The organism is Kribbella sp. NPDC002412, from assembly GCF_053592935.1.
On sequence record NZ_JBSFBL010000001.1, the window covers coordinates 203,175 to 228,021 of the forward strand.

General features: G+C 69.3%; 25 protein-coding genes and 1 pseudogene. 11 read left to right on the plus strand and 15 right to left on the minus strand.

Annotated features, from left to right (window positions below; all coding sequences use genetic code 11):
- Window positions 1–110: 110 nt before the first annotated feature.
- Complete coding sequence (locus ACWCOV_RS01010) at window positions 111–533, plus strand: MarR family winged helix-turn-helix transcriptional regulator (protein WP_449827154.1); 423 nt, start codon at window positions 111–113, stop codon at window positions 531–533.
- 90 nt (window positions 534–623) lie between these two features.
- Here the strand turns inward: ACWCOV_RS01010 and ACWCOV_RS01015 are convergent, their stop codons facing one another.
- Window positions 624–1,340: a FadR/GntR family transcriptional regulator gene (locus tag ACWCOV_RS01015; protein ID WP_449827155.1), complete on the minus strand. Its 717-nt coding sequence runs from the start codon at window positions 1,338–1,340 to the stop codon at window positions 624–626.
- 39 nt (window positions 1,341–1,379) lie between these two features.
- Between ACWCOV_RS01015 and ACWCOV_RS01020 the strand changes: the two genes are divergently transcribed.
- The gene (locus ACWCOV_RS01020) at window positions 1,380–1,862 is read left to right on the plus strand and encodes a hypothetical protein (protein WP_449827156.1); all 483 of its coding nucleotides are present in this window, start codon (window positions 1,380–1,382) and stop codon (window positions 1,860–1,862) included.
- Between the two features lie 18 nt (window positions 1,863–1,880).
- On the opposite strand, the gene ACWCOV_RS01025 is transcribed toward ACWCOV_RS01020, so the two are convergent.
- Window positions 1,881–2,693: an alpha/beta hydrolase gene (locus ACWCOV_RS01025; RefSeq protein WP_449827157.1), complete on the minus strand. Its 813-nt coding sequence runs from the start codon at window positions 2,691–2,693 to the stop codon at window positions 1,881–1,883.
- A 96-nt stretch (window positions 2,694–2,789) separates the two neighbouring features.
- Window positions 2,790–2,843, minus strand: a pseudogene (locus ACWCOV_RS01030) (twin-arginine translocation signal domain-containing protein); the annotation flags it as partial.
- Between the two features lie 118 nt (window positions 2,844–2,961).
- Here ACWCOV_RS01030 and ACWCOV_RS01035 point away from each other — a divergent pair.
- Window positions 2,962–3,657: a TetR/AcrR family transcriptional regulator gene (locus tag ACWCOV_RS01035; RefSeq protein ID WP_449827158.1), complete on the plus strand. Its 696-nt coding sequence runs from the start codon at window positions 2,962–2,964 to the stop codon at window positions 3,655–3,657.
- On the opposite strand, the gene ACWCOV_RS01040 is transcribed toward ACWCOV_RS01035, so the two are convergent.
- A complete protein-coding gene (locus ACWCOV_RS01040) occupies window positions 3,614–4,285 on the minus strand; it encodes a response regulator transcription factor (protein ID WP_449827159.1) in 672 nt (223 codons plus the stop codon). The genes ACWCOV_RS01035 and ACWCOV_RS01040 overlap by 44 nt on opposite strands.
- Complete coding sequence (locus ACWCOV_RS01045) at window positions 4,273–6,192, minus strand: histidine kinase (protein ID WP_449827160.1); 1,920 nt, start codon at window positions 6,190–6,192, stop codon at window positions 4,273–4,275. Before ACWCOV_RS01045 ends, ACWCOV_RS01040 begins: the two co-directional genes overlap by 13 nt.
- Before the next feature lie 172 nt (window positions 6,193–6,364).
- Between ACWCOV_RS01045 and ACWCOV_RS01050 the strand changes: the two genes are divergently transcribed.
- The gene (locus ACWCOV_RS01050) at window positions 6,365–6,997 is read left to right on the plus strand and encodes a hypothetical protein (protein ID WP_449827161.1); all 633 of its coding nucleotides are present in this window, start codon (window positions 6,365–6,367) and stop codon (window positions 6,995–6,997) included.
- Here the strand turns inward: ACWCOV_RS01050 and ACWCOV_RS01055 are convergent.
- Window positions 6,994–7,908 (minus strand): 2-dehydropantoate 2-reductase, encoded by a 915-nt coding sequence (locus tag ACWCOV_RS01055; protein WP_449827162.1) that lies wholly within the window; start codon window positions 7,906–7,908, stop codon window positions 6,994–6,996. The genes ACWCOV_RS01050 and ACWCOV_RS01055 overlap by 4 nt on opposite strands.
- A 54-nt stretch (window positions 7,909–7,962) precedes the next feature.
- Between ACWCOV_RS01055 and ACWCOV_RS01060 the strand changes: the two genes are divergently transcribed.
- From ACWCOV_RS01060 to ACWCOV_RS01070, 3 genes are read left to right on the plus strand one after another with little or no spacing between them, the layout of a single operon-like run.
- A complete protein-coding gene (locus ACWCOV_RS01060; RefSeq protein ID WP_449827163.1) occupies window positions 7,963–8,508 on the plus strand; it encodes a CGNR zinc finger domain-containing protein in 546 nt (181 codons plus the stop codon).
- Window positions 8,509–8,532: 24 nt separating this feature from the next.
- Window positions 8,533–9,066, plus strand: a complete 534-nt coding sequence (locus tag ACWCOV_RS01065) for a hypothetical protein (RefSeq protein ID WP_449827164.1) — start codon at window positions 8,533–8,535, stop codon at window positions 9,064–9,066.
- Window positions 9,063–9,998 (plus strand): alpha/beta hydrolase, encoded by a 936-nt coding sequence (locus ACWCOV_RS01070; protein ID WP_449827165.1) that lies wholly within the window; start codon window positions 9,063–9,065, stop codon window positions 9,996–9,998. Before ACWCOV_RS01065 ends, ACWCOV_RS01070 begins: the two co-directional genes overlap by 4 nt.
- Here ACWCOV_RS01070 and ACWCOV_RS01075 read toward each other — a convergent pair.
- Window positions 9,955–10,824 carry a LysR family transcriptional regulator gene (locus tag ACWCOV_RS01075; protein ID WP_449827166.1) on the minus strand — a complete coding sequence of 290 codons (870 nt, stop codon included), beginning with the start codon at window positions 10,822–10,824 and terminating at the stop codon, window positions 9,955–9,957. The genes ACWCOV_RS01070 and ACWCOV_RS01075 overlap by 44 nt on opposite strands.
- 54 nt (window positions 10,825–10,878) lie before the next feature.
- Entirely contained in the window at window positions 10,879–11,694 is an 816-nt protein-coding gene (locus ACWCOV_RS01080; RefSeq protein WP_449827167.1) for a hypothetical protein, read from the minus strand.
- A gap of 246 nt (window positions 11,695–11,940) precedes the next feature.
- On the opposite strand from ACWCOV_RS01080, the gene ACWCOV_RS01085 reads away from it, so the two are divergent.
- Complete coding sequence (locus ACWCOV_RS01085; RefSeq protein WP_449827168.1) at window positions 11,941–12,630, plus strand: 2OG-Fe(II) oxygenase; 690 nt, start codon at window positions 11,941–11,943, stop codon at window positions 12,628–12,630.
- A gap of 1,097 nt (window positions 12,631–13,727) precedes the next feature.
- Here ACWCOV_RS01085 and ACWCOV_RS01090 read toward each other — a convergent pair.
- Genes ACWCOV_RS01090 through ACWCOV_RS01110 form a run of 5 tightly spaced genes read right to left on the minus strand, consistent with a single transcriptional unit; the run spans window position 13,728 to window position 18,818 of the window.
- Window positions 13,728–14,555, minus strand: a complete 828-nt coding sequence (locus tag ACWCOV_RS01090) for a carbohydrate ABC transporter permease (RefSeq protein WP_449827169.1) — start codon at window positions 14,553–14,555, stop codon at window positions 13,728–13,730.
- Window positions 14,552–15,430: a carbohydrate ABC transporter permease gene (locus tag ACWCOV_RS01095; protein ID WP_449827170.1), complete on the minus strand. Its 879-nt coding sequence runs from the start codon at window positions 15,428–15,430 to the stop codon at window positions 14,552–14,554. Before ACWCOV_RS01095 ends, ACWCOV_RS01090 begins: the two co-directional genes overlap by 4 nt.
- Window positions 15,430–16,812: an ABC transporter substrate-binding protein gene (locus ACWCOV_RS01100; RefSeq protein ID WP_449827171.1), complete on the minus strand. Its 1,383-nt coding sequence runs from the start codon at window positions 16,810–16,812 to the stop codon at window positions 15,430–15,432. The genes ACWCOV_RS01095 and ACWCOV_RS01100 overlap by 1 nt, the downstream gene beginning before the upstream one ends.
- A 9-nt stretch (window positions 16,813–16,821) precedes the next feature.
- The gene (locus ACWCOV_RS01105; RefSeq protein ID WP_449827172.1) at window positions 16,822–17,808 is read right to left on the minus strand and encodes a Gfo/Idh/MocA family protein; all 987 of its coding nucleotides are present in this window, start codon (window positions 17,806–17,808) and stop codon (window positions 16,822–16,824) included.
- Window positions 17,805–18,818: an alcohol dehydrogenase catalytic domain-containing protein gene (locus tag ACWCOV_RS01110; RefSeq protein WP_449827173.1), complete on the minus strand. Its 1,014-nt coding sequence runs from the start codon at window positions 18,816–18,818 to the stop codon at window positions 17,805–17,807. The genes ACWCOV_RS01105 and ACWCOV_RS01110 overlap by 4 nt, the downstream gene beginning before the upstream one ends.
- A 167-nt stretch (window positions 18,819–18,985) precedes the next feature.
- Between ACWCOV_RS01110 and ACWCOV_RS01115 the strand changes: the two genes are divergently transcribed.
- Window positions 18,986–19,999, plus strand: a complete 1,014-nt coding sequence (locus ACWCOV_RS01115; RefSeq protein WP_449827174.1) for a LacI family DNA-binding transcriptional regulator — start codon at window positions 18,986–18,988, stop codon at window positions 19,997–19,999.
- A 20-nt stretch (window positions 20,000–20,019) separates the two neighbouring features.
- Here the strand turns inward: ACWCOV_RS01115 and ACWCOV_RS01120 are convergent, their stop codons facing one another.
- Window positions 20,020–21,891 carry a glycoside hydrolase family 127 protein gene (locus ACWCOV_RS01120; protein ID WP_449827175.1) on the minus strand — a complete coding sequence of 624 codons (1,872 nt, stop codon included), beginning with the start codon at window positions 21,889–21,891 and terminating at the stop codon, window positions 20,020–20,022.
- A gap of 932 nt (window positions 21,892–22,823) precedes the next feature.
- A complete protein-coding gene (locus tag ACWCOV_RS01125; RefSeq protein ID WP_449827176.1) occupies window positions 22,824–23,456 on the minus strand; it encodes a hypothetical protein in 633 nt (210 codons plus the stop codon).
- A gap of 17 nt (window positions 23,457–23,473) precedes the next feature.
- On the opposite strand from ACWCOV_RS01125, the gene ACWCOV_RS01130 reads away from it, so the two are divergent.
- Window positions 23,474–23,914 carry an N-acetyltransferase family protein gene (locus tag ACWCOV_RS01130; protein WP_449827177.1) on the plus strand — a complete coding sequence of 147 codons (441 nt, stop codon included), beginning with the start codon at window positions 23,474–23,476 and terminating at the stop codon, window positions 23,912–23,914.
- Window positions 23,915–23,983: 69 nt separating this feature from the next.
- A complete protein-coding gene (locus ACWCOV_RS01135) occupies window positions 23,984–24,844 on the plus strand; it encodes an LLM class flavin-dependent oxidoreductase (protein WP_449827178.1) in 861 nt (286 codons plus the stop codon).
- The last annotated feature ends 3 nt before the right edge of the window (window positions 24,845–24,847 follow it).

Below are 24,847 nucleotides of genomic sequence, written 5' to 3' on the forward strand. Positions count from 1 at the left end.
GAGTCCGGAAATCTGTGACATCGGTGCCTTTCGGTCGGGGGACCCAATATACTGAGTTTAGCTCACTATGAGCTAGACTCACAAGAATCGTCAACCCTTAGGCTTTGCTCGTGCCCGGACCGGATGACACCGCTGAACAGATCGCGGCGCTGCTCGACGGCATCGTCCGCCGGCAGCGGCGCGCGTCGAAACAGGACCTCGATGTCACCCACGGCCAGCTGCGCCTGCTGCGCACGCTGGATCACTCCGACCGGGCGCTCCGGCCCAGCGAGCTGGCCAATCAGCTCGGCATCGTGCCGCGCTCGGCCACCACGGTCGTCGACGACCTCGAAGCCGCCGGTCTGGTGGCCCGCCGCCCCGACCCCGCCGACCGCCGCGCCACCCTGGTCGCCCTCACCCCAGCCGGCGCCAAACTCCTGACCACGATCCGCCGCCAACGCCGCGACGCCATGGTCTCCCTCATCGAACGCCTGTCCCCCACCGAACAGTCAGACCTCCTGCACCTACTGACCCGCCTCGCCGACGACGACTAGACATTGCTCATCCAGCGGATGGGGTCGCCGGAGTCGAGGCCGGCGAAACCTCCGTCCGCGAGAGCACCGGTGAGAGGCCGCGAAGGTCGGTCAGAGCTCGGGTGGGCTGGTGTGGAGGTAGTCCTCGACGGCGAAGAGGTGGGCGGCCATGCGGGCCCGGGCGCGGTCGGGGTCGTGGGCGGCGAGGGCGGCCAGGATGGCGCGGTGCTCGGCGTGGGTGGTCTCGTCGGCGCCGGTCTGGCTGATCGAGCGCCAGAGCCGGCCGCGGACGGTACGGCCGCTGAGGGCCTCGATCAGGGCCTCGAGCACCGGGTTGCCGGAGGCCTCGGCGATCAGCCGATGGAAGGCGATGTCGCTGTCGATGATCGCCTCGTGGTCGGGCTCGCCCTTGCCGGACAGCTCGGCCTCGGCGCGACCGAGGACCGCCTCGGCCGCCTGCAACGCTTCAGGGGTGATGCGGCCGGCAGCCAGTGCGGCCGCCTCGGTCTCGAGCATGCGCCGTACGGCGTGCAGATGGTGAGCGCCGCTGTGGTTCTGCAGGTCGACGACGAACCCCATCGGGGCCAGCAGCAACGACGGGTCGAGGGCGGTGACGTAGGTGCCGTCCCCCTGCCGGGTCTCCAGCACGCCCATGATCGACAGCGCCCGGACGGCCTCCCGCAACGGGCCTCGGGAGACGCCGAGCGACTCGCCGAGATCCTTCTCGATCGGCAGTTTGTCGCCGGACTTCAGCGTGCCGTTAACGATCATCTGCTTGATGCTCCGGACGACGACGTCGACCTGCGAACCCCCGGCTGCACTACCCATTCGCCCATTGTCTCCCCAAGGAGCCACTAACCTTCGGCCATGCGGAGATTGACGTGGGTCGGTGTCGGGTGCCTGGTGCTGGCGTTTGTGGTCAGCGGGTTCTTCGGCGTCCAGTTGATGCGCAACATCCCCGGCGCACCGGCGCCGATCGCCGGCGGCCCGGTCCGGCTCGACGGCGACGGGCTGACCATCTTCGCGGCGGAGCGTGGCGCCGGTCAGACCTGCACGGCGACCGACGCGAACGGAACGGCGATCGCGCTGAAGGAGCCGTCCCGCTCGGAGCAGTTCGACGACGCGGGCGACGTCTACTACGTGGTCGCGCACTCGGTGGAGAAGGTCCCGGCGCAGACCGTCAAGGTCGTGTGCGCCAACGAGAGCGCGACCTACTTCGTCGGCCGCCGGCACACCGCCGAGGTCTTCCTCGGCCCGGCGCTGGCCGCGCTCGCGTCGTTCGGCCTGTTCGGTGCTCTCGGCATCGTCCTGATCGTCGTCGGCCAACGGAAGCGGGCGCCGCGACCCTGACGCGGCGCCCGCGGTCGGTCAGCCCGCCTGGCGGAGGTGGGCGACGATGCCGTTGATGTCGTCGGCGAACATCCGCGGGCGGATCTCGTGACCGCCCGCCTCCTCACGGAACTCGTGCGGGATCCCGGCCGCGTGCAGGGCGGCGCGGAACTCGCGGTGCCCGGCCAGCACCTGGGTCTCCTGGATGTAGTTCATCGGGTCACCGCCCGGGCTGGTGCCGGCGACCAGGAAGATCCGCTTGCCGCGGTAGCGCTCGATGTTCTCGATCGCGTTGTCGGCGCTGACCCGGGCCTCGTCCCACGGCACTCCGTAGACGGTGCCGGCGTTCAGCTCGACCGCGGCCGAGGACGCGTTCGCCCAGTTCGCGACCAGGCCGCCGTCGCGGCGGATGCTGGCCGGGCCGGAGTGCGAGCTGACCGAGGCGAAGTGGCCGAAGTACTTGGCCGTGTACTTGAGGGCGCCGAAGCCGCCCATCGAGAAGCCGGACACCGCGCGGCCGGCCGGGTCGGCGTACACCCGGAAGTTCTGCTCGACCCACGGCAGCAGCTGGTTCATGTGGAACGTCTCGTAGTTGCGCGGGCCGGCGTTGGAGGTGACCGGGTTGGAGTACCAGCCGGCCTTGCCGCCGTCCGGCATCACGACGACGATCGGCTTGCCCGCGGTCCACTCCCGGACGCCGTGGCGGTCGAAGGTGATGAAGTCCTGCAGCCCGCCGTGCAGCAGGTAGAGGACCGGGTAAGTCCGGCCGCTGGTGTGGTAGTCGTCGGGCAGCAGCACGTTGACGGCCGGCTGCCAGCTCAGCTCGCCGGTCTGGAACCGGTAGTACCACATCCGTGCGTTTTCCTCGTTGCGCTCGACGATGTGCAGCCCGTGGCCGTCGTCGGCCGCACTCGCCGCGGCCGAGGTGGCCAGGATGGTGCCGGCGCCGAGACCGGCGGCGACGGTCAGGCCGCCGGTGGCCTTCAGGAACGTTCTCCGGCTAGGCGGTGCTCACTCACCATGATCTCCTTGGGGAGGTAACCAGCGTCGGTAACCATACGTAATGGCTCGTATCTAAGTTAGTACCATAACTTAGGGGTCACCGACCAAGAGGAGCGTTGTGGCAAGCAGGCCGAAGACCGGTGGCCGGCAGGCGCAGATCACCCTCGCGGACATCGAGCGGGAGGGCGTGCGCCTCGGCCTGGCCAAGCTGACCGTCAACGGTGTGGCGAGCGCGCTCGGGGTCACCCCGACGGCGCTGTACCGGCACGTCGACGGCAAGCTCGGCCTCGAGGCGGTGGTCGGCGAGGCGGTGCTGGCCGACCTGCACGTGGTCGACGATCCGGAAGACGACGTACCGGCGCATCTGTTGTCCTTCGCGCAACAGATCCGTGCTTTCGTCCTCGATCACCCCGGCTTGGCGACGTACATGCAGTCGCTCTTTCCGCGCGGCGCTTCCGGTGTCCGGCTGCAGCGCGAGGCGATCGAGGCACTCGGGCGGCGCGGGTACTCCACGGCCGGCGCCGTGGTGATGTCCGGGACGGTCGCGTCGCTGGCGATCAACCTCGCCGCCGCGGAGGAACGCCACCGGCCGTACCACGAGGGCCCGCACACCCGTGAGCTCGAGAAGGTCTACGCGCTCCTGGCCTCCGACGAGAAGCTCGCCGCCGCCCACGCCGAGCTGCCCCAGATCAGCAGCGAGGCCTACTTCCGGATGGTGATGACCGGCTGCATTCGTGGCCTCACCACGGCCGCCCCACCCGGCCGGCCGGTCACGGAGATCCTGGCAGACCTCGGCCTGGAGTCGCCGCACTGAGATGGGTCAGTACGGCGAGAACGCGCCGATGCCCGTCCTCGGACTCGGGCAGCGTGAGCTTGGTGAACACGTGCCGGACATGCGCTTCGACCGTGCGTTCACTGAGGAACAGCCGCCGCGCGATCGCGCTGTTCGTCAGTCCCTCGGCCATCAGCTCGAGCACATGCCGTTCGCGCTCGGTCAACGCGGCCAGTGGATCGTTGTCCCCGCGCTGCGCCACCAGACCGGCCACGACCTGTGGATCGAGCGCCGACCCACCCCGCGCGACCCGCTCTGCCGCGGCCAGGAACTCCCCCACATCGAGCACGCGATCCTTCAGCAGGTAACCGAATCCGCCCAACGACACGAGCCCGACCACGTGCGTCGTCTCGATGTGCTGTGACAGCAGCAGCACACCGACCTCCGGGTGCGCGCTCTTCACCGCCTCGGCCGCGCGGGCGCCCTCGTCGCTGAACGTCGGCGGCATCCGGATGTCCGCAACCACGAGATCCGGCTGGTACGACGCCACCGCCGCCAGCAGCCCGTCCGCGTCGCCCAGCGTCGCCACCACCTCGTGACCGCCGTCCACGAAGAGCATCTTGAGCCCCTCGCGCAACAGCACCTGGTCCTCCGCGATCACGATCCGCATGGCAGCTCCGCGATGAGCGTCGTACCGCGGCCCGGTTCGCTGTCGACGCGGAAGATCCCGCCGAGTGCCGCGACCCGGTCGGCGAGCCCGGTGAGTCCGGTGCTGGTGCCGGCGGCCGCACCGCCGACGCCGTCGTCGGTCACCGTCACCAGCAGGCTGTGGTCTTGATGCCTCGCCGCGAGACCGACCCGCGTGGCGTTCGCATGCTTGACCGCGTTGGTGAGGCCCTCACAGCAGATGAAATACGCCGCCGCCTCGACACCCGAGTCGAACCGCTCGTCGGGTACGTCGACCGACACCGGCAACGGGGCCCTCCGCGCGAGGTCGTGGAACGCGGGCGCCAGACCGTCATCGAGCTGGGTCGGCGGCAGACCACGGGCGAGTTCGCGGAGCTCTCCGATCGCGACCGTCACCTCCTCGACCGCACGGTCGAGCGTGGCACCGGCGGCCGTCGGCGCCGAGCCCAGCTGGTGCTGGGCGTGCCGGAGGGCGAGCCCGATGGAGACCAGCCGCTGCTGGGCGCCGTCGTGCAGATCACGTTCGATCCGGCGGCGCTCGGCGTGGCCGGCGGCAACGATCCGGGCCCGGGACGCCTTGACCTCGGTGAGCTGCAGCCGCAGTTCCGCGCGCAGCCGGGCGATCTCGACCGCGAGACCACCGTCCTCGACCACGCGCCGGAGGAGCTCCGGGCTGAGCTCGGCCGTGCTGTCGTGCAGGACGACCCCGATCGGCTGGTCGCCGCGTTCGATCGCGATCCGGTGCCGGTCGTCGTCGGTCCGTGGGTTCCCGGCGAGGTCGACGTACCGCTGGCTCTCCGGCAGGAAGACGAGCAGCTCGAGGCCGGGGTCGGCGAGGATCTCGCGGAGGACGGTCTGCACCTCCTCGGGGGTACGGCGACCGGCCCGGACGTCGTCGAGAAAGCCGGCCATCCGGTGCACGGCGTCGTACCGGGACCGGTTGAAACGGCGGTCGACCGCGTCCTGGATGCTGCCGCGCAACGGGCGGAACAGGATCGCGCACACCACGGTCGCCGCGGCCGTGGCCAGCGCCGAGCCCCGGCCGAACAAGGTGCCGAGGGCAATGATCAGGACGACGTACGCCGCGCCGAGCAGCACCGTCAGCGTGGCGTACCCGACCGTGCGGCTGATGAACAGGTCGATGTCGTAGAGCCGGTAGCGCAGGATCGCCGCGCACGCCGCGAGCGGCAGGCCGGACAGCGCGAGGGCCGCGATCAGCTCGGCGTACGGGGTGACGTACCAGAGCGCGAAACTCAGCGGGAGCAGGACGCTGGCGACGACGGCGGCGAGCGCGAACCACTTGAGCTGCTGCCGCTCCAGGCCGCCGGCATGCCGGAACCGGACGAACAGGGAGATCGCACTGGTGACCAGCGCGAGCAGGAACACCGGCATCCCGATGGCGAACAGCACGTCGGTCGGCAGCGACTCGACCACCCACGGGTTGCGACCGCCGAGGTAGTCGCGGTCGCGATCCCGGCTCAGCCCCCAGCCCGCCATCGCGAGCAGCGTGCCGGCCGCGCCGATCCACGGCACCGGTCGCCAGCGCGGGCTCGGCAGCCGCCCGGTAGGGAAGAGCAGGAAGGTCAGGATCCAGCCGAAGCCGTTCACCAGCCAGCTCTCCCAGCCGATCCACTCGGCGATCGGTCCACCGGGCCAGCCCTCGGCGGCCGCCCGCAGGCCGTAGCCTTCGGTCAGGTCCCCCGACAGCGCGTTGAGCAGGCCGAAACCGCAGAGCAGCCAGCCGATCGGGTTCTCCGGGTGGCGCTGGGCGATCAAGGCGCCCGCGCCGACGGTGGCCAAGGTGAAGGCGGCGTACACAAAGGTGTCGTACGCCGGTTCGAGACGCCACGAGAGCACGACTGCCGCGATCTCCACGATCACAGTCGCCACGAACAACACCGCCGGGACAGGCCACCGGCGCCTCCCACCCACGCCACCATCGTGGCAGCGCCGGGAGGCGTCGCCAACAGTGCTGGCACTTACGCAACCGTCGTACTGGTGCCGATGCGGCGGGCGGCCGGCGATTCCTACCGTCGAAGAAACCTTCGAAAGGGTGGGGAAAATGAACGACATTCGCAAACTCGCCGCCGTCGGCCTGGTCGGCGCAGCAGTGACGGCTCTGTCCGGCGCCTTCGTCGCGGCAGTGGTCCAACCGGCCTCCGACGTCTCCGACGAGATGTGGAGCTACCCGTGGAGCAGTGACGCGCTGGTCCTGATCTCGAGCGCGTACGCCGTCATCCACCTGCTGGTCTTCGTCGGGATGCTCGCCTTCGCCCGGTCGGTGCGCGGCCGCGCGGCTCGGGTCGGGAGCGGACTGGCCCTGGTGGGCACATTCGTCTTCTTCGTCGCCGAGCTCGCGACGATCCCGTTCGCCGACCAGCGCATGGACGACACCGGCCCGCAGGTCGTCGGCGCTGCCTTCGGCCTCGGTATCGCCCTGACCGCCGCCGGGCTGATCACCGCCGGGATCTCGGTGCTGCGCTCCGGTGCGTGGCAGGGGTGGCGCCGCTACACTCCGCTCGGCGCCGGCCTCTGGTCACTTCTGATGATCGCCATCAGCGTGACCGGTGCACTGGCCGCGGGCGTGGCCGTCTACGGCGCCAGCCTCTTCATCCTCTACCTGGCCGTCTACACACAGCCGACCTCATCGCCGGCTGAGAACACCGCCCGGCTGCGGGCCAGGATCGACCACTAAGAGGCGCGGGCAGCCGCGATCTCGTAGAGGAAGCTGTTGACGGGGGTGGGAACACCGGCGCGGTCGCCCAGGCGGACGACCGCGCCGGTCCACGCCTCGAGCTCGTTCGGACGACCGGCGAGGATGTCACGCTGGAGGGACGTGGTTCCGTCCGCGGGCAGGTTGTCGATCCAGGCCAGGGTGTTCGGTACGACGTCCGCCGGCAGCTTGATCCCGAGCGCCAGGGCCACGTCGCGGATCTCGGTGGTCGCCTCGGTGAGCAGTCTCCGGGTCCCGGGGCGGGAGCGGAGTACGCCGTAGCCGGCGCCGGTCGCCGTACCCAGGCCGCCACCGGGGACGACGGACAGGAACTTGGTCCACAAGGCGGCCCAGATGTCGTCCGGGTTCCGCGCGAGCAGGCCGGCGTCGGTGAAGGCGGTCCGCAACCAGTCCGTCCGTGGTGTGGGCTGGTTGTCCCACTCGGCGAAGGTCAACCGGCCGGGTCCGCCGAGATGCCGGATCGTCCCCGGACTCTCGACGTACGCGATCACTTCCGCGGCTCCGGGGAGCACCCGCTCCCGCCCGTACACCGCCGCCACCTGATCCGGCGCCTCGACCCCGTTCTGCACGGTCACGACCGCGGTCGCGTCACCGACCAGCGGCTCGATCGCGACGATCGCATCGGCCAACTGCCACGTCTTCACGCACACCAGCACGTAGTCGACCACCCCGATCTCCGCGGCGTCTCCAGTCACCCGCACCGGCGCCACGCCGAAGTCCCCGGCCACACTCCGCACCGCCAGCCCATCAGCCCGCAAGGCTTCCAGGTGCTTGCCGCGCGCAACAAACCGCACATCCTGCCCGGCCTGCGCCAGCCGCCCGCCGAAGTACCCACCGACCCCACCAGCCCCAACCACCGCGACCGTCGTCATGTGCCCCACTCCTGTTACCGGGTTATCTGGTAACAGCGATGGTAGCCTAGAACCATGACGACCTTCACCTGGGTCGGCGGCCGGCCGTCGGTGAACTTCACCGCGACCCTCGGCAAGCGCCAGCAGGAGCCCTTCGAGCGGATCCCCGCACCGGACGACCTGTCCCACTGGTTCCGCGACGCCGGGCTGACCGGCGAGCTCGTCGAGGTCTCCCCGCGCGCCTACCGGCAGGCGATCGAGTTGCGGGAGGCCGTCTACGGGCTGTTGACGGGTACGGCCGACGACGTCGAGGTGGTCAACCGCTGGAGCAGCCGGCCGCTCCCCGGGCCCCGACTGTCGCCCGATCTCGTGCTCGAACGCCCGGAGATCGACGTGAACGGGCTGCTGACTTCGCTCGCCCGCGACGCCGTCGAGCTGGTCACCGGACCGCTCCGCGACCGCGTCCGCACGTGTGCGGCCGACGATTGCTCGCTGCTGTTCGTCGACGAGAGCCGTGCCGGGCGGCGGCGGTGGTGCTCTATGAACAGGTGTGGCGCCCGCGCGAAGATGAGCCACTACCGCGATGGATTGAAGAGTTCCGTCAATTCAGGGCGGGGATAGCGCGCGGGCTGGTTGGCTCGGTGCATGCGTACAGCGACTACTACTCCGAGCGAGGCGGCTCGGTTGGTGATGGATGATCATGGGTTGTTGGCGGACCTCGTCGACGGGCTGAGTGAGGCTGAACTGCGGGCGCCGTACCGGGTGGTGTCCGGGCCACTCGGGCACTTCTGTGACTCATTGCATGATCTGACCGCACACATCCTGATGTGGGACGAGATCACGCTCGCGGTGCTGCGGGATGCCGCGGCGGGGCGGTTGCACTGGAGTCTGGATCCGCGGTGGGAGACGGCGGACGCGGGCAGCGCGCTGAACGTCGGCGGCGTCGAGGCCGGCCGGCACATCCCGTCGGGGCTGCTGCTGCACCGGTTCCACAGCGTCGCCGACGCGCTCGTCGCGGAGATCCGGCAGTACGACGACGACGCGTGGAACGACCCCGCGACCGGCGGTGGGTACGACGGCGGGATCGGAGCACTCGCCGAGTACGCCGCCACTCCACCCGACGGTGTCCTCTTCGGCCACGCCGCCCGCCACCTCGAGCCTGCGCAGGTCCCGGCATGACCATCGTCGACCTGCCCGCCTTCGCGGCCGAAACCGATGCCCTGCTGGCCCGCTTCGCCGCCGCACCGGAAGGTCCGGAGCTCGATCCCTACCAAGCCCTGCTGCTCGACCGCGAGGAACTGCCCGACCCCGAGCTCGCCGGTCCAATCGCCGCGGGCGTCGAGGTCAAGGATCTGACCATCGGCGCCCTCGAGGCCGGGCTGTACCGACCGCCGGGCGAGACGCCAAGGCCGCTGGTGCTCTGGTTGCACGGTGGTGGATTCATCGGCGGCCACCTCCGCGACATCGAGTGCGCGACGTCCGGGATCGCCGCCGCCGGCGACGTCACCGTGGTCTCGCTCAACTACCGGCTCGCGCCCGAGAACCCTTACCCAGCAGGGCTTCACGACGTTCGCGACGCTCTCGACTGGCTCCGTGAGCATACGGCTGAGCTCAACGGAGACGGCCGGATCGCGGTCGGCGGTCAGAGTGCGGGGGCTGCCCTCGCGGCCGGTGCCTGCCTGCTCGCCCGGGACGAGGGCCGGCCGCTCCCCGACCGCCAGATCCTCTGCTATCCCAGTCTCGACGTCGACCAGGACACCGAGTCGTATCGGCTCTTCGACGGGACGTTTCTCAGCATCGCGCCAGGTCGCTGGTCGTCGGCGCAGTACTTCCCGGACGGGGAGTTGCCGGCTGCCGCCGTACCGCTGCGGGCCGAGTCGTTGAAGGGTCTGCCGCCGGCGTTGATCCTCGCCGCCGGTCGTGATCCGCTGCGCGACGATGCGCGGGGTTATGCCGCTCGGCTCGAGACGGACGACGTACCGGCGCGACTCGTCGAGTACGCCGGCACCATGCACGCGTTCCTCAACTTCCCGGGGGTGCTGTCGGCCGGGCGGCACGCGATCGACCTCATCGCGGCTGACCTCCGTGATGCCTTTCCAGCGCTTCGATGAACGCCGCGGTCGCGGGTGGGTCGGGTGGTTCGCCGTACGTCGCGAGATAGATGCGGCGTGCGGCGCTCACCTTGGTCGCTTTCACGCCATCGGCCTGGTGTGTGCGCAGCGCCAGGCCCGGCATGGTGGTGACACCGAGGCCGTGCGCCACGAAGGCCTGCTTCACCATGATGTCGTCGCTCGTGTACGCGATCCGCGGCGTGAACCCGGCCTCGGCGCAGAGGTCGACGAACTCCTGCCGGCAGTTGACGCATCCCGCGATCCAGGCGGACTCGCGGTGGTCGGTGAGCTTCTCCCCGGTACGGCGGCTCAGCAGGTAGACCGGGTCGTCGAGCAGGTAGGTGTACCGGATGCCGTCGCTCGGCGGCTCGTCGTCGTACCGGAAGATGATCGCCAGGTCGAGCACTCCGTCACGGAGTTGCTGCAGTGCGACGACCGGATGAACGTCGGTGAGCTCGAGCTCGATGTTGGGGTGCCGGCGCCGGAGCTCGGCCGCCGCCGGCGGGACCAGCACGGTCAGCGCCGAGGTGAACGCGCCGAGGCGGACCCGGCCGACCTCCAGCCCGATCAGCGCGGCGAGCTCCGCGTCCGCCGCGTCGACCCGGCCGATGATCTCGGCCGCCCGCCGCGCGAGCACCTGCCCCTCGGGCGTGAGCCGGATGCCACGCCCCACTTTCTGCACCAGCCGCGCGCCGGTCGCCGCCTCCAGCCGGGCGAGGTGGTGGCTGACCGTCGGCTGCGTGTAGTGCAGTGCCTGCGCGGCCGCGGTCACGGACCCGTGCGCGGCCACCGCCGCCAGCACCCGAAGCCGAACCAAGTCGAGCATGCATCGATGGTATCTATGCACCCCCGCCGATGGCGGCAGATCGTCGATCGACTGCTACTCGGCCTCGCCGTGGTTGGTGCGCGGGGCGAAGAACTTGGCCGGGTTGCCCGCGGCCCGGGGGCCGGACTCGAGCCATTGGGCGAAGGCGTCGGGGGCGCGGCGTTCGAGCTCGTCCAGGTAGGCGTGCCGGGCGGCGATCACGGCGAGGCGTTCCTGGTCCGTCGTACAACCCTCGAGCTCGGTGAAGCTGCGGCGCCAGGCGAGGCAGAGGTCCAGGTCGGTGAACTCGGACAGGTCGAGCGGCGCGCGCGGTGGGAGAACGATCGGCTCCGGGAGCGGTGGCGGCGGCTCCGGGGCCGGCTGCCGCTTGCGGTCGCTCTTCGGCTTCCGCTCGGCCTTCGGCTTCCGCTCGGCCTTCGGCTTCCGGTCGGCCTCGCGATCGCTCTTCGGCGTCAGGTCGGCCTTCCGGGGTTGGCGCTCGACCGGGGGCTCGGGCTGAGGTCGCCGTACGGGACCTGCCTGCTGGGGCCAGAGCCGGGTGACGAGCGGCGGTGACGTGATGCCGAGCAGCAGGGCCAGCCACAGCGTGGCCATCCCGATCGCGGTCGCGTACCCACAGATCGCCACCACACAGAGCCCGGCCCGGCCGGCCCATCGCAGCACGTCCCGGATCAGCTCAGGGGTCTTCCGCTCCTGGGCCAGCCCGACACTCAGGTAGACCGAGGCCACCAGGGTTCCGCCCATCAGGAAGGCAACCACGTTCGTCGACCAGCCGACGAAGACCAGCGCGGTCACGAGGCCGAGGCCGGCCAGCACCACCACTGCTGCTCTCCAGCCGCGGCGATACGCTTCCCATCCACTGTCCGCCATACGCATCCGGTCCCCCACCAACCTCTCTCCCAACCGTCGCTCCGCGCGCGCCCGCAGTCAAGAGACGCCGCCTTCACAAACATGGACCGACCGGCCCGGCGGATTGTGACGGACCGCTTCACCGGGACCTCGAACGGTTGAGCGCGCCGGGCCGGCCGGCCGCGCTTCAAGGTGCGTGACCTGGCGGCCGACTCACACATCCGCGACCTGGGCCGTTCCATAGTCATGGACAGATACGAGCAACGAGTGGCCAAGGCTGACTGGGACCAGGTGACGGCCGAGGTGAACGACCTCGGCTGCGCGTTGCTGCCGCAACTGCTGACCCCGGCCGAGGCAGCCCGGATCGCAGCGCTGTACGACGACGCCTCGCGCTTCCGGGCGACCATCAACATGGCGCGGCACCGCTTCGGCGAGGGCGAGTACCGGTACTTCGCCGAGCCCTTCCCCCAGGCGGTCGAGTCGCTGCGCCAGGCTCTCTACCCGCGATTGTTGCCGATAGCACGCGACTGGTACGGCAAGCTCGGCCGCGACGCCGAGTGGCCCGACACCCTCGACGAGTGGCTCGACATCTGCCACCGCGCCGGCCAGACCCGCCCGACCCCGATCCTGCTCCGCTACGGCCCCGGCGACTGGAACGCCCTGCACCGCGACCTGTACGGCGACAAGGTCTTCCCGCTCCAGGTCGTCATCAACCTGAACGACCCCGGCGTAGACCACACCGGCGGCGAGTTCCTCCTGGTCGAACAACGCCCCCGAGCCCAGTCCCGCGGCACCGCCACCCTCATCCCCCAAGGCCACGGCCTCGTCTTCACCACCCGGGACCGCCCCGTCAAATCAACCCGAGGCTGGTCCGCCTCCCCCGTCCGCCACGGCGTCTCCCCCATCCGAACCGGCCACCGCCACACCCTCGGCCTGGTCTTCCACGACGCCAAGTAAACGCACACGGCCTCCGGCCGCGGCTGTTCTCTTGAGCCGCAACCGGTGACACGAGTTCACGCGATCCGCGCGGGACCAACCGGACAGCTGCTGGCGAAAGCACACCGCCTTCGGCGGCGACTGTTCTATTGGCCGGCTCCGCCGGCGCGCTCGACCGGGTGGCGGTGGGAGGTGGTCGGCGGTGGTCGGCAACCGGGAACCCCGACCCGACACGGTCAGCGCGGAACCAACCTGGCCAACTGCTCGGAAAGGACACCACCTTCAGCGGCGACTACTCTATTCGCCGGCTCCGCCGACCCGCTCAACAGTGCTGCGGCGGAACGTGATCGGCGACAGGCAACGCGAAGCCGGCAACCCAGAACCCGACCCGACGCGATCAGCACGGAACCAGCCCCGGCCAGCGCCTAGGGAACGTCGCGACGCACAACAGACCCCCGAATCCGAGTCGTGCCCCGCTCCCTCATCGTCCAGGGGATATCCCCTCGAACGCCGCCTTCTCCCCTCCCGCACAAAGGGAGAAGGCAACCTTGCAGGGGATATCCCTCCGTATGTCAGTGCGGGTGGCACCGTCCAGGTTCAGCCCGGAGCCGTGAGCGGTCCCTGCGAGTATCCAGAACGCCTTCCCGTCGCCGACCACACCCGACCGCAACACGGTTGGGCGCGCCGCCGCAGACGGCCAACGACCAGCCGCGGCCGAAGCCGTCCCCTTTCCGGGTCGTGCCCCGCTCCCGCAACATCCGGTGGATATCCCCTCGAACGCCGCCTTCTCCCCTCCCGCACGAAGGGAGAAGGCAACCTTGCAGGGGATATCCCCGCGAATTGCGCAGTGCGGGTGGCACCGTCAAGGTTGAGCCCGGAGCCCGTACGCGGGCCCTGCGAGTATCCAGAACACGTTCCCGCCGCCGACCACCCAACCCGGTCAGGCGCGCCGCCGCAGGCGGCCAACAGACAGCAGCGGCCGAAGGCCGTGTCCTTTTCGGCCGCTCCACGCTGCCCGCCGCCAAGCACCTCCCGCCGCAACCCGGCCGAGCGCGCCGCCGGAGGCGGCCGAATGAACAGCCGCGGCTGAAGGCCGTGTCCTTGGGCCGTTCAATGTTCTACCCCTTCACACCAGTCAGCGTTACGCCTTCCACGAAGTAGCGCTGGAGGACGAAGAAGATGAGGATGATCGGGAGGATGACCACCAGGGAAGCGGCCATCAGGTAGCCCCATTGGGCTGTATAGGTGCTTTGGAAGCCGGCCAGGCCCAACGCGAGGGTGAACTTGTCGTCGGAGGTCAGGTACAGGAGTGGGCCGAGGAAGTCGTTCCAGACGCCGATGAAGGTGAAGATGACGACGACCACGATCACGGGTTTCGACAGCGGCATGATGACGCCCCAGAAGACCTTCCAGGGGGTGGCGCCGTCGATGTAGGCGGCCTCGTCCAACTCGTACGGGATGGTCAGGAAGAACTGGCGGAACAGGAAGATGTTGAACACCCCGCCGCCGGCGCCGGCGAACCAGGCCGGCAAAGTGAGCGGCACGAAGGTGTCGAGGGCGCCGACCGAGCCCCACATGACGAACGTGGGGATGAGCGTCACGGCGTACGGGAGCATCACGCCGGTCAGCAGCAGCCCGAAGATCAGGTTGCGGCCGCGCCACCGTAGCCGCGAGAAGCTGAAGGCGGCCAGCGCGCACGTGAGCACGGTCCCCGTGACCACCAGCACCTCGATGATCATCGTGTTCAGGAAGTAGCGCGCGAACGGCTGGGAGCTGAGCGCCTCGCTGAAGTTCGTCCACGCGAACGGGCGCGGGATCCACTCCGGTGGCGAGATGAAGATCTGGTTGTCGTCCATCAGGGCGCTGCGCACCAGCCAGACGAACGGGAAGAACATCAGCGCGGCGCCGACGGTGAGCACCGCCCAGACCGAGGTACGACGGATCACCTGGCTGCTCCCATCTCGTAGTGGACCCACCGGCGGGCGTTGCGGAACAGCAGGACGGTGATCACCAGGACGACGACGAACAGCACCCACGCGAGCGCGCTGGCGTACCCGATCTCGCTGTCGGTGAAGGCCTTCGTATACAGGTAGTAGATGTAGAACTGGGTCGCGTTGTTCGGCCCGCCCTGCGTCATGATGTAGGCCTGGTTGAACACCTGGAACGTGCCGATCACCCCGGTCACCAGGTTGTAGAAGATCACCGGCGTCATGAACGGCAACGTGACATGCCGGAACCGCGCCCACGTCCCACCGCCGTCGATCGCGACGGCTTCGTACAGGTGCCGCGGCACCCCCTGCAGGCCGGCCAGGAAGATCACCATCGCGTTCCCGAAGCCCCAGACGCTCATCAGGATCAGCGACGGTACGGCGGACCGCTCGGCGTAGATCCAGTTCGACGTCGGCAACCCGGCTTCGCGCAGCATGCTGTTGAGCAGCCCGAAGTCGGGGTTGAAGATCCAGATCCACAGCACCGAGCTCGCCACCGCCGGCACCAGCGTCGGCAGGTAGTAGATCGTCCGCCACAACGACCGCGCCCGGACTCCTTGGTTGACCAGGATCGCCACCACGAAACCGACCAGCAGCGTCAGCGGTACGACGCCGATCGTGTAGTAACTCGTGACGCTCAACGACTTCCAGAACAGCGGGTCGCCGGCCAGCCGGTCGTAGTTGCCGAGGCCGATGAACCGGGCCGGCGCGCCGATCCGCCAGTCGGTCAGGCTGAACACCAGCGACGCGACCATCGGGCCGATGGTGAAGATCCCGAACCCGAGGATCGCCGGCGCCGCCAGCAACCATCCCCAGCGTTGTTCGGCTCTCATCAGTTGCCGTCGGTGGGGTACGTACCTTGCAGCAGGCCGCCGTTCAGCTTGGCGGCCAGCGGCTTCAGCACCTCGGCGGCCGGGGTCTTGCCCTGCTGGATGACCTGGATCGCCGGGGTCAGCACCTTGTCGATCGCCTCGATGTTGCGCAGCTTCTGGTAGAAGTACGGCGCCGAGTTGTTGATCGTGTAGTCGATCGCCGCGGTCTTGTACTCCGGCGGGTGCGCGTCGTTCTTCGTCCACACGTCGATGTCGCCCGGCTCGGTGTAGTACCGCTTCTCCAGCGGCATCCAGAGCCCGGTGCTGAACAGGTCGACCTTGGTCGGGTTGTCGTGGAACAGGTACAGCTCGACGGCTTCCTGCTCGTGCTTGGTCGAGGAGAAGATCGCGGTCGCGCCGCCGAGCGTGATCGTCATCGGCTTCTCGTACTTCGGCAGCACGCCCATCCCGAAGTCGAGCTTGCCCTGCGCAAGGTCGAGCAGCGTCCACTGCCCGTCGATCACCATCGCGACCCGGCGGGTCTTGAGCTGCACCGTCGTACTCGGCGCGTTGTTGCCCAGCTGTGCCGGCGTCGGCGCGACCCGGTGCTTGTACATCAGGTCGGCCAGGTTCTGGAACACCTCGATCGCTTCCGGGGTGTCCAGCATGCTCTTGCGGCCGGCCTCGTCGGTGAAGTTGATGCCGCGACTCAGCAGCAGCGGTTGCCACACGATCGAGCCCATCCCGGCGGAGACGCCGTACTGGCGAACGCGCTTGGGGTCGAAGCCGGACTCGTCCGGGTGCTTGCCGTTCTGGTCCAGGGTCAGCTTGTAGGCGTTCTCGATGAAGGTGTCCCAGCTCCACGCCTTCGCGGCCTCGGCCGGCGGCAGCTCGACGCCGGCGTCGGTGAAGGCGGCCTTGCTGTACCAGAGGGACATGATTTCGTTCGCACTCTGGGTGCCGTAGGTCTTGCCCTTGTCCCACCAGAAGTAGGTGCCGGGCAGGCGGTTGGCGAGGTCCGGGTACTTGTCGAAGTACGGGTAGAGGTTGACCAGCTTGCCCTGCTCGGCCAGCCGGTAGCCCATCGGCGACTGCATGTAGCACAGGTCGGGCTGGCGGTTGCTGGCGACGAGCGCGTTCAGCTTGGTGTCGTAGTCGGCCGGGGTGTAGACGGGTTTGACCGCGACGCCGGACTTCTCCTTCTCGAAGTCCTTGAGCATGCCGGCGATCGCCTTCTGCTCGGCGGTCGAGCCCCAGAACATGAACTGCAGCTGCTTGGTGCCGCCGCCGTCGCCGGAGCCGGTGTCGTTCAGCGACTTGCCGCTGCAGGCCGACAGCCCGGCCCCGACGGCGGTCAGCCCGCCGAGCTGGAGCAGCCGGCGACGGCCGATGGGTGCTGACATGGGTTCTCCTCAGGTGAACTCGTGGACGTCGACCCGGGCGCCGCGCTCGAAGGACGCGATCGCTGCCTGGGCGAGCTGGAGGGCCCGGCGGCCGGCGGAGGCGTGCACGGGCGGCGGGCCGCCGGCCTGGAGGGCGGCGACGACGTGGTCGACGTGACGGTCGAAGGTCGCGTGGAAGGAACGCATTTCATCGTTGAAATAACCGGCCTGCCAAACCGACGTGGTGTCGTCACCGGCCCGGCTCAGGGTGAGGCGCCGGACGGTGTCGTGGATGGTCGCGCGGCCGGTGCTGCCGTTGACCTCGATCAGCTGGCTGTCGGGATAGGCGTACGACGAGTCGTAGCTGCCCAGAATGGTGCCGACGGCATCGTTCTCGAAGGACAACGCGAGCGCGACGGTGCTGTAGGCGCCGTACGTCTTGTTCGTCATCTGCGCGGCGACGGACCGGATCGGGCCGCCGAGGTGCTCGAGCATGTCGAAGCCGTGACACTGGGTCTCGATCAGGTTGGCGTGCGGCGACGCGCCGTAGTTTGCCTCGCCGCCGAAACGCCAGGTCAGGAACGAGAGCTCGCCGAGGACGCCGTCCTGGATCGCCTGGTGGGCGCGTTGGACGGGCTCGGCGTACCGGTGGTTGAAGTTGATGCCGAAGAAGATGCCTTTCTGAGCCGCCCGGTCGAGCAGCTCGTCGGCTTCGGCGAGGTCGAAGACGAGCGGCTTCTCGACCAGGAGGTTCGCCCCGGCGTCGATCAGTGTCCGCGTCGGCTCGAAGTGGCCTTCGTTCGGGAGGCACACGGTGACGAGGTCCGGACTGGTCTCCCTGAGCATCGCGTCGAGATCCGTGTACGGCGCGGCGCCGAACTCGGCCGCTCGACGCGCGGCCGACTCGGGCGTCCGCGCGGCGATCGCGACCAGCTCGCAGTCGGGACGGCCGGAGAAGATGCGCGCGTGCTGGCGACCCCAGCCGCCGGCGCCGACGATCGCGACTCGGAGCGTCATGCGCCGGCCTCCTGGGTGATGACGACCTTGCCGGTCTCACCGGAGAAGAAGAGCTGGAACGCCTCGTCCAGGTCGCTCACCGGCATCCGGTGCGTGATCACCTTGCTGATGTAGTCCTCGTGCTGCTCGAGGAGTTCGAGGTTCTCCGGGAGTTCGTCGTACCGGAAGTACTCGCTGCCCAGGACGGCGCGTTCAGGGGCGATCAGGTCGCGGGACACGTCGATGGTGATGCCTTCGCCGTGGCCGACGCAGATCAGACCGCCGCGCCGCGTGCTGGCCGTGAGGGCGAGCTCGCGCGCCGCCTGCTTGCCGGACGAGTCGAAGCTCATGTCGGCGCCGGCGGCGATGATCCCGTCCCGGTCGTCCGCGGCGAAGCTCACTGCGCCGAGGCTCTCGGCGAAGCCCCGCCGCCACTTGCTGACGTCGGAGATGTAGACCGGGAAGTCCGCGCCGAAGCGGACCTTGGCCATCACCAGCAGGCCGAGTCCGATCGGGCCGGCACCGGCGACGAAGATGCTCTCGATGTCCGGGCGGATCAGCTGAGCGCGAGCGAGGGCGTGTGAGCTCGTGCCCATCACGTCGAGCAGCATCGTCGCCGTACCGAGGTCGAGGTCGTTGCCGACGGCGAAGAAGTTGGTCTCGTGGACGACCGCGTACGGGCCGTAGCCGCCGTCGGTGTTCTGGCCGACGTCGCCGCGCTTGGCGAAGCACTGGTTGGTCGCGCCGACTCGGCAGCTCCGGCAGTCGCCGCAGAAGTCCATCAGATAGACGACACCGCGGCTGCCGATCGAGGTCGCCGTACCCGGACCTGCGTCGACGACGACACCGGCCGCTTCGTGACCGGGGACGATCGGGCTGCCGTCGTAGTACTCGTGCCGATCCGTGCCGCAGATCGCGTTCGCGGCGATCCGGAGCCGCAGCTCACCGGGACCTGGCTCGCGGTACTCGTGATCGGCCCACTCGATCAGGGCGGATCCCCGGAACCGGGGAACGACAGCGGAAACGGGCACGCCGGACTCCTTCGCTCGACAGCGTGAGGGGGTTGCCGAAACACGACGGCAACATGTTTCCTGACTGTAGGAGCGCGACGCCCGGCGGTCAAGAGTTCCTTGAACGAAATCGAGGTTCCGGGCGGGTATGGTTGTTTCCGGAAACACGATCCAGGGAGGGAACAGGCTTGAGTCAGGAGCGCCGGGCCACGGTCCGGGACGTCGCGGCCAGAGCCGGGGTCTCCCCCGGCACGGTGTCGAAGGCGCTGAACGGCACCGGCCAGATCAGCGACGCGACCCGGGAGCGGATCCGGGCCGCGGCCGAGGAGATCGACTTCCGGCCGAACGCGCTGGCCCGCAGCGTGTTCGAGCGGCGCAGCTACACGGTCGGGATGATCACCACCGACAGCTTCGAGCGGTTCAGCGTGCCGGTCATGCTCGGCGCCGAGGACGCGCTCGGCGCCGGCCAGATCTCGGTGTTCCTGTGCGACGGCCGCGGCGACCCGATCCGGGAGCGGCACTACGTCGACGTCCTGCTCGGCCGCCGGGTCGACGGGTTCATCGTGACCGGGCGCAGTTCCAACCGCCGGCCACCGTTGCCGGGCGCTAGCGACGTACCGGTCGTCTACGCGCTGACCCCGTCGGAGGACGAGTCCGACTGCTCGGTCGTCGTCGACGATGTCGCCTCGGGCCGGCTCGCGGCCGAGCATCTGCTGCGGATCGGCCGTACCCGGATCGCCCACGTCACCGGACCCGAGCACTTCGACGCCGCGCGCTGCCGGCACGAGGGTTTCGTCGCCGCGCTCGGCGAGGCAGGGAAGGAGCTCACTGGTACGGCGATGTACGGCGGCTGGACCGAGGCGTGGGGGCGGCAGGCGACCCACATCCTGTTCCGCGCGCATCCGGACATCGACGCGATCCATTACGGCAGCGACCTGCTCGCCCGCGGTGGCGCGGACGCGTTGCGGGAGCTCGGCCGGCGGATCCCGGACGACGTCGCCATCGTCGGCACGGACAACTGGGAGATCATCGCGGAAGGCGCCCGCCCGCCGTTGACGTCGGTCGATCTGCGGCTCACCGACATCGGCCGGGTGGCCGCCCAACGGTTGCTGGACGCAATCGAAGGGCGGCCGCACTCGGGGACCGAGATCGTGCCGTGCCAACTGGTGGTCCGCGCGTCGACCGACGGCAACGCCGGCTGACGTGGTGGTCCCGCGGGCGACTACTTCAGCGGCAGCCAGACCTTCATCGGGCCGATCGCGCGGTTGGCCCAGCGGTAGTACGGCAGGGCTGTGAGCTGTACGGCGTCGCCGACGGCTGCCGGCTGGTCGTCGTACAAGGTCGTGGGTGTGGTCTGGACGGCGCCGGCTGCGGTGATCAGCGGTGGGCCGTCAGTGGACGGGACCTCGTCCAGCCGGGTGCTGGTGAGGACGAGGTCATCGACGAGCACGCCGTCGGGTTGGTCGAGGTGCTCGACGGCGTACAAGAGCGGACCGCGGCAGATCGCGACCGAGCCGCGGATGCCTTCGACGCGCGGATGACCGTACACCAGGCGCGGCGTCATCGGCAGGTCGAGGACGAGGCGATCGCCCGGTTTCCAGGCCTGCTTGAAGTTGACGTACGCGCCGGCGACGGCCGCGTGCTGCTCCTCGCCCACGCCGACGGTCGCGCCGTGCGCCCAGCCCGGGATCCGCAGCGAGATCGCGGTCGGATCGGCTTCGGCGTCCTCGACAGTGATGATGACGCGGCCGCTGAGCGGGTAGTCGGTGGCGACGGTGAGCTTGAGGCCGACGCCTTCGATCGACCCAGCGCCGTACTGGTGGATCTGCAGGCATTGATCGTTGGAGGTCGCGACGTAGTGCTGCAACGACGCGAACGTCCGCATCAGGTTGGTCGGACAACAGCTCGTCCCGAACCACGGCTGCCGGCCGTTGCTCGGCGCGCGACTGTCGGTCTCGTCGGAGTCGGCGCGGACCTGGAGGGCGTTGACGTAGAAGTACTTCGCTTTGTCGAGTGAGACGCCGGGGAGTACGGCGTTGTACAGCTGCCACTCGATCAGATCGGCGTACTGCGCCTTGCCCGTTGCCAGCAGCAACCGCCAGCTCCACTGGATGCTCGCGACGCCCGCGCAGGTCTCGCCGTACGCGACGTCCGACGGCAACTCGTAGGGGTTGCCGAACGACTCGCCGTCCCACCGGCTGCCGAGGCCGCCGTTCACGTACATCTTGGTATGCACCATGTTGTGCCACTGGGTCTCGAGCGCCGCGAGCAGCTCAGTGTCACCGGTCTCGATCGCGACGTCGGTCGCGCCGCCGGCCAGGTAGATCGCCCGTACGGCGTGGCCCTCGGGGGTCGCCGTTTCCCGAACCGGGACGCGGTCGGACAGGTAGGCGGCACGCTGCGCGTTGCCGGGGGCAAGGATCTGGCGGCCGTGCGCGTCGACGAAGTACTTCGCCTGGTCGAGGTACCGCTGCTCGCCGGTGGTCCGGTAAAGCTCGACCAGCGCGTACTCGGCGAGTGGGTGGCCGCAGAAGCCCTCCCGCTGGTCCGGGCCGGTGCCGAACTCGCGGTGCAGGTGATCAGCCGCCTTCTTCGCCACATCGAGCAGCTCAGTCCGGCCGGTCGCCCGGTACTGCGCGACCGCGGACTGGATCATCGCGCCCATGTTGAAGATCTCATGGTCGAAGTCCAGCCGGCCGTAGCGCTCGTCGCGCTGCCCGGACTGCACGAACGTGCCGAGATACCCGTCGTCAGCCTGGGCCGCGGCGATCAGCTCGGTCCGCGATTCCAGCCACTCGAGCAGCCGCGGATCATCACTCCGCGCAGCCTCCCACGCCACGGCCTCGAGCCACTTGTAGGCCTCACCGTCCTCGTAGTTCGGCCCGTGGTACTCCACATCCGTCAGACCCTTGGCCACGTTGCGGTAGTTGTCCCACTGGTACTCCAGGTGCTCAGCACCCATGGGAATCGACACCGCCCCGTTACTGGCCTGCAGATCACCGAGAAAGCTTCCGTCAAGTCGTACGGCCCGCAGCCCCAGCGGACGCAACACCGTCACCGCCACCGGCACAGCCGGCCCGAAGTCTTTGGTCACGATCACCCATGCTGACAAACATCCCTCCGTTAGGCAACATGTTTCCGTTGTTTCTGTGTCGAGAGAACACGGCCAGAGGACACGGCCTCCCGCCGCGGCTGTTCCTCTGAGCCGGACCCGGTGACACGACCAACCCGATCGCGCGGAACCAGCCGCACACCACGGACACCGCCTTCGGCGCCGACAGTTCCTTGAGTCGGAACCGCTATGACAGGCACCCGCATCCCGCACGGAACCAACCGGGACAGGCTGACGAGGGAACCGTCTTCGACGCCGGCACGCCAGTTGAGTGGGCCGGTGACGCAGCTCTTGCAGACCGCTGGCCGCAGTAGGAGAAGCTGACTTCGGGCCAGGAGCTGCCGGGCGTCCGGGGACGTTCATCGCGGTCTTCGTGGCGGTCGGCTGCTTCGCGTTCGAGGGGATATCCCCTCCGATGCTGCCTTCTCCCCTCCCGTACGAGGGGAGAAGGCAGCACGCCAGGGGATATCCCCTGGCAATGCTCAGGGCGGGTGAGCGCCGTCCGGTTCAGGGCGGGTGAGCGCCGTCCAGGCTCAGGGCGGAGCCGCAAGGCGACCCCTTCGAGTGTCCGGAAGAGCTTCCCGTCGCCGGTCACCTCCAGCCGCACGACCGTTCCGCGCGCAGCCGCAGGCTGCCAACAGAACAGCCGCGGCCGGAGGCCGTGCCTTTTCCAGCCGACCGCCCCATACCACCCGTCGCCGATCACCTCCAGCCGGACGACGGTCAGGCGCACCACCGGAGGCGGCCAGAAGAACGGCCGCGGCCGAAGGCCGTGTCCGTTGGCAGCCAGCCGGCTGAGGTTAGCCGTCGGCCGATCACCTCCGGCCGCAAGACCATTCGGCGCGCAGCCGCAGGCTGCCGACAGAACAGGCGCGGCCGAAGGCCGTTTCCTTTGGGCCGGGTCCGCTGGGTGGTTACGCGGTGAGGGACTCGCAGATGGTCCAGGCGGATTGGCGGAGGAGGGCTGCGGTGTCGGGGGCCAGGGCCTTAACGGGGACGTCGATGCCGACTGGGTCCTCGTGAAGTAGGGCGATCAGGAAGACGCAGGCGGCTAGGTAGGAGCCGGGTAGGGCTGGGTGGCTGTTGTCTTTGTCGTGGAGTGTGGGCTCGGTGTGGCTTGCGAGGAAGTGTTGCCAGACGAGGCCTACCGGGATGAGGGTGGCGGCCAGTTCGGCAGCGGCGGCGGCGTACTCGGTGGTTAGGGCTTGCTGGGTGTCGGGGGCGTTTCGGCGGGCCCAGGTCATGTAGAGGGCGGTGCGGGCGCCGGCCGCCTTGATTGCCGTGTCGAAGTCTCGGGCGCTCTCCCGGAAGCGCGCCGGTGACTTGATCGGCAGCGTGCTCTGCTCCTGCAGTACGACGACGTCGTACCCACCACTCGCGATCGCCTCGAGGGCCTTCCCGGCGTTGAGGTGCTGGCGCAGCGATGCGCCGCCGGCCTGGATCAGCTTGTGCTCGATCTCGATCCCGCGCGCCGCCGCCATGCTCTTGATCAGCCCGGGCAGGTTGTTGCGCGCCGTGAAGCTGTTACCCACATACAGAATTCGCACGGCACTAGACTCGCATGGTGCCTGAGCTTCGGATTGTGCCGGTGAGTGATGAGGGGACGCTGCTGGATTGGCAGCGGGTTCACAACGAGATCATTCCGACGGCGCCGTTGTCGGTGGATGAGGTTCGGGAGCGGGCCGGGCGGCACGTGCTCGAGGTCGCGTACGTCGGTGAGGTGCTGGTCGGATGCTCGACCGTGCGGCCGCCGTCGGAGGAGAGCGCGGCGGCGACTGTGATCGCGCGGGTGCTGCCTGAGCACCGGCGCCAGGGCTACGGTACGGCGATCTACGAGCGCAGCCTGGCGCGCGGCCGGGAACTCAGCGACCAAGGCATCGAGACGCACATCCTGGCGACCAACGAGGACGGACTGCAGTTCGCCAAGAAGCACGGCTTCGAGGAGGTCGAGACCTACCTGCTCCCCGGCGACACGATCCCATTCATTGAACTGCGCCTAGCGTGACGACCCGGCTACCCCGGCCAGCCGGGTAACCCGATTGCCGCTGTCGGTGGGGGCGGGCAGGATGCGGGTGTGCGCTTTTCGATCAATATTCCGAACTTCGGGGACTTTGCCGACGCCCATACCGTCGCTCGCGTGGCCAAGGCGGCTGAGGAGGCGGGGTGGGACGGGCTGTTCTTGTGGGATCACGTGGTCCACAGCAAGAAGCAGCGGCAGGGGCAGCCGTTCGGGGATCCGTGGATGTTGCTGACCGCGGCCGCGCTTGCGACCTCGCGGATCACGCTCGGCCCGCTGGTTACGCCGGTCGCGCGGCGGCGGCCGGAGCAGCTCGCGCGGCAGGTCGCGACGCTCGACGCGATGAGCAACGGCCGGGTGGTGTTCGGCGCGGGCCTGGGTGGTCCGATCGACGACGAGTTCGGCAGCTTCGGCGCCGAGACCGACCCGAAGGTGCTGGCCGAGCGGCTCGACGAGGGCCTTGACCTGCTCACGGCGTACTGGTCCGGCGAGCCGGTGAACCACGACGGCCGCCACTACCACGCCGACGACGTCACGTTGCTCCCAGCAACCGTCCAGCGCCCGCGGCCCCCGGTCTGGATCGCCGGCTACTGGCCGCGCAAGGCTCCGATGCGACGCGCCGCCCGCTGGGACGGCGCCGTACCTCTATTCCTGGACGCCAACCACGGCGAGGCCCCGCCGGTCGAGCAACTCCGCGAGCTGGTCACCTACCTGCGCAGCCTCCGCGACGACCAGACCACGCAGTACGACGTGATCGTCGGCGGCATCACCACGCCCGCCGACGCCCGCGCCATCATCGAGCCGCTGGCTGAGGCCGGCGCCACCTGGTGGGACGAACGCCAACTGATCCGCGGCACCGACTTCTACCGCCTCGACCCGATCCTGCGCCGGATCGAGCAAGGCCCACCGGCTCTGTGATCG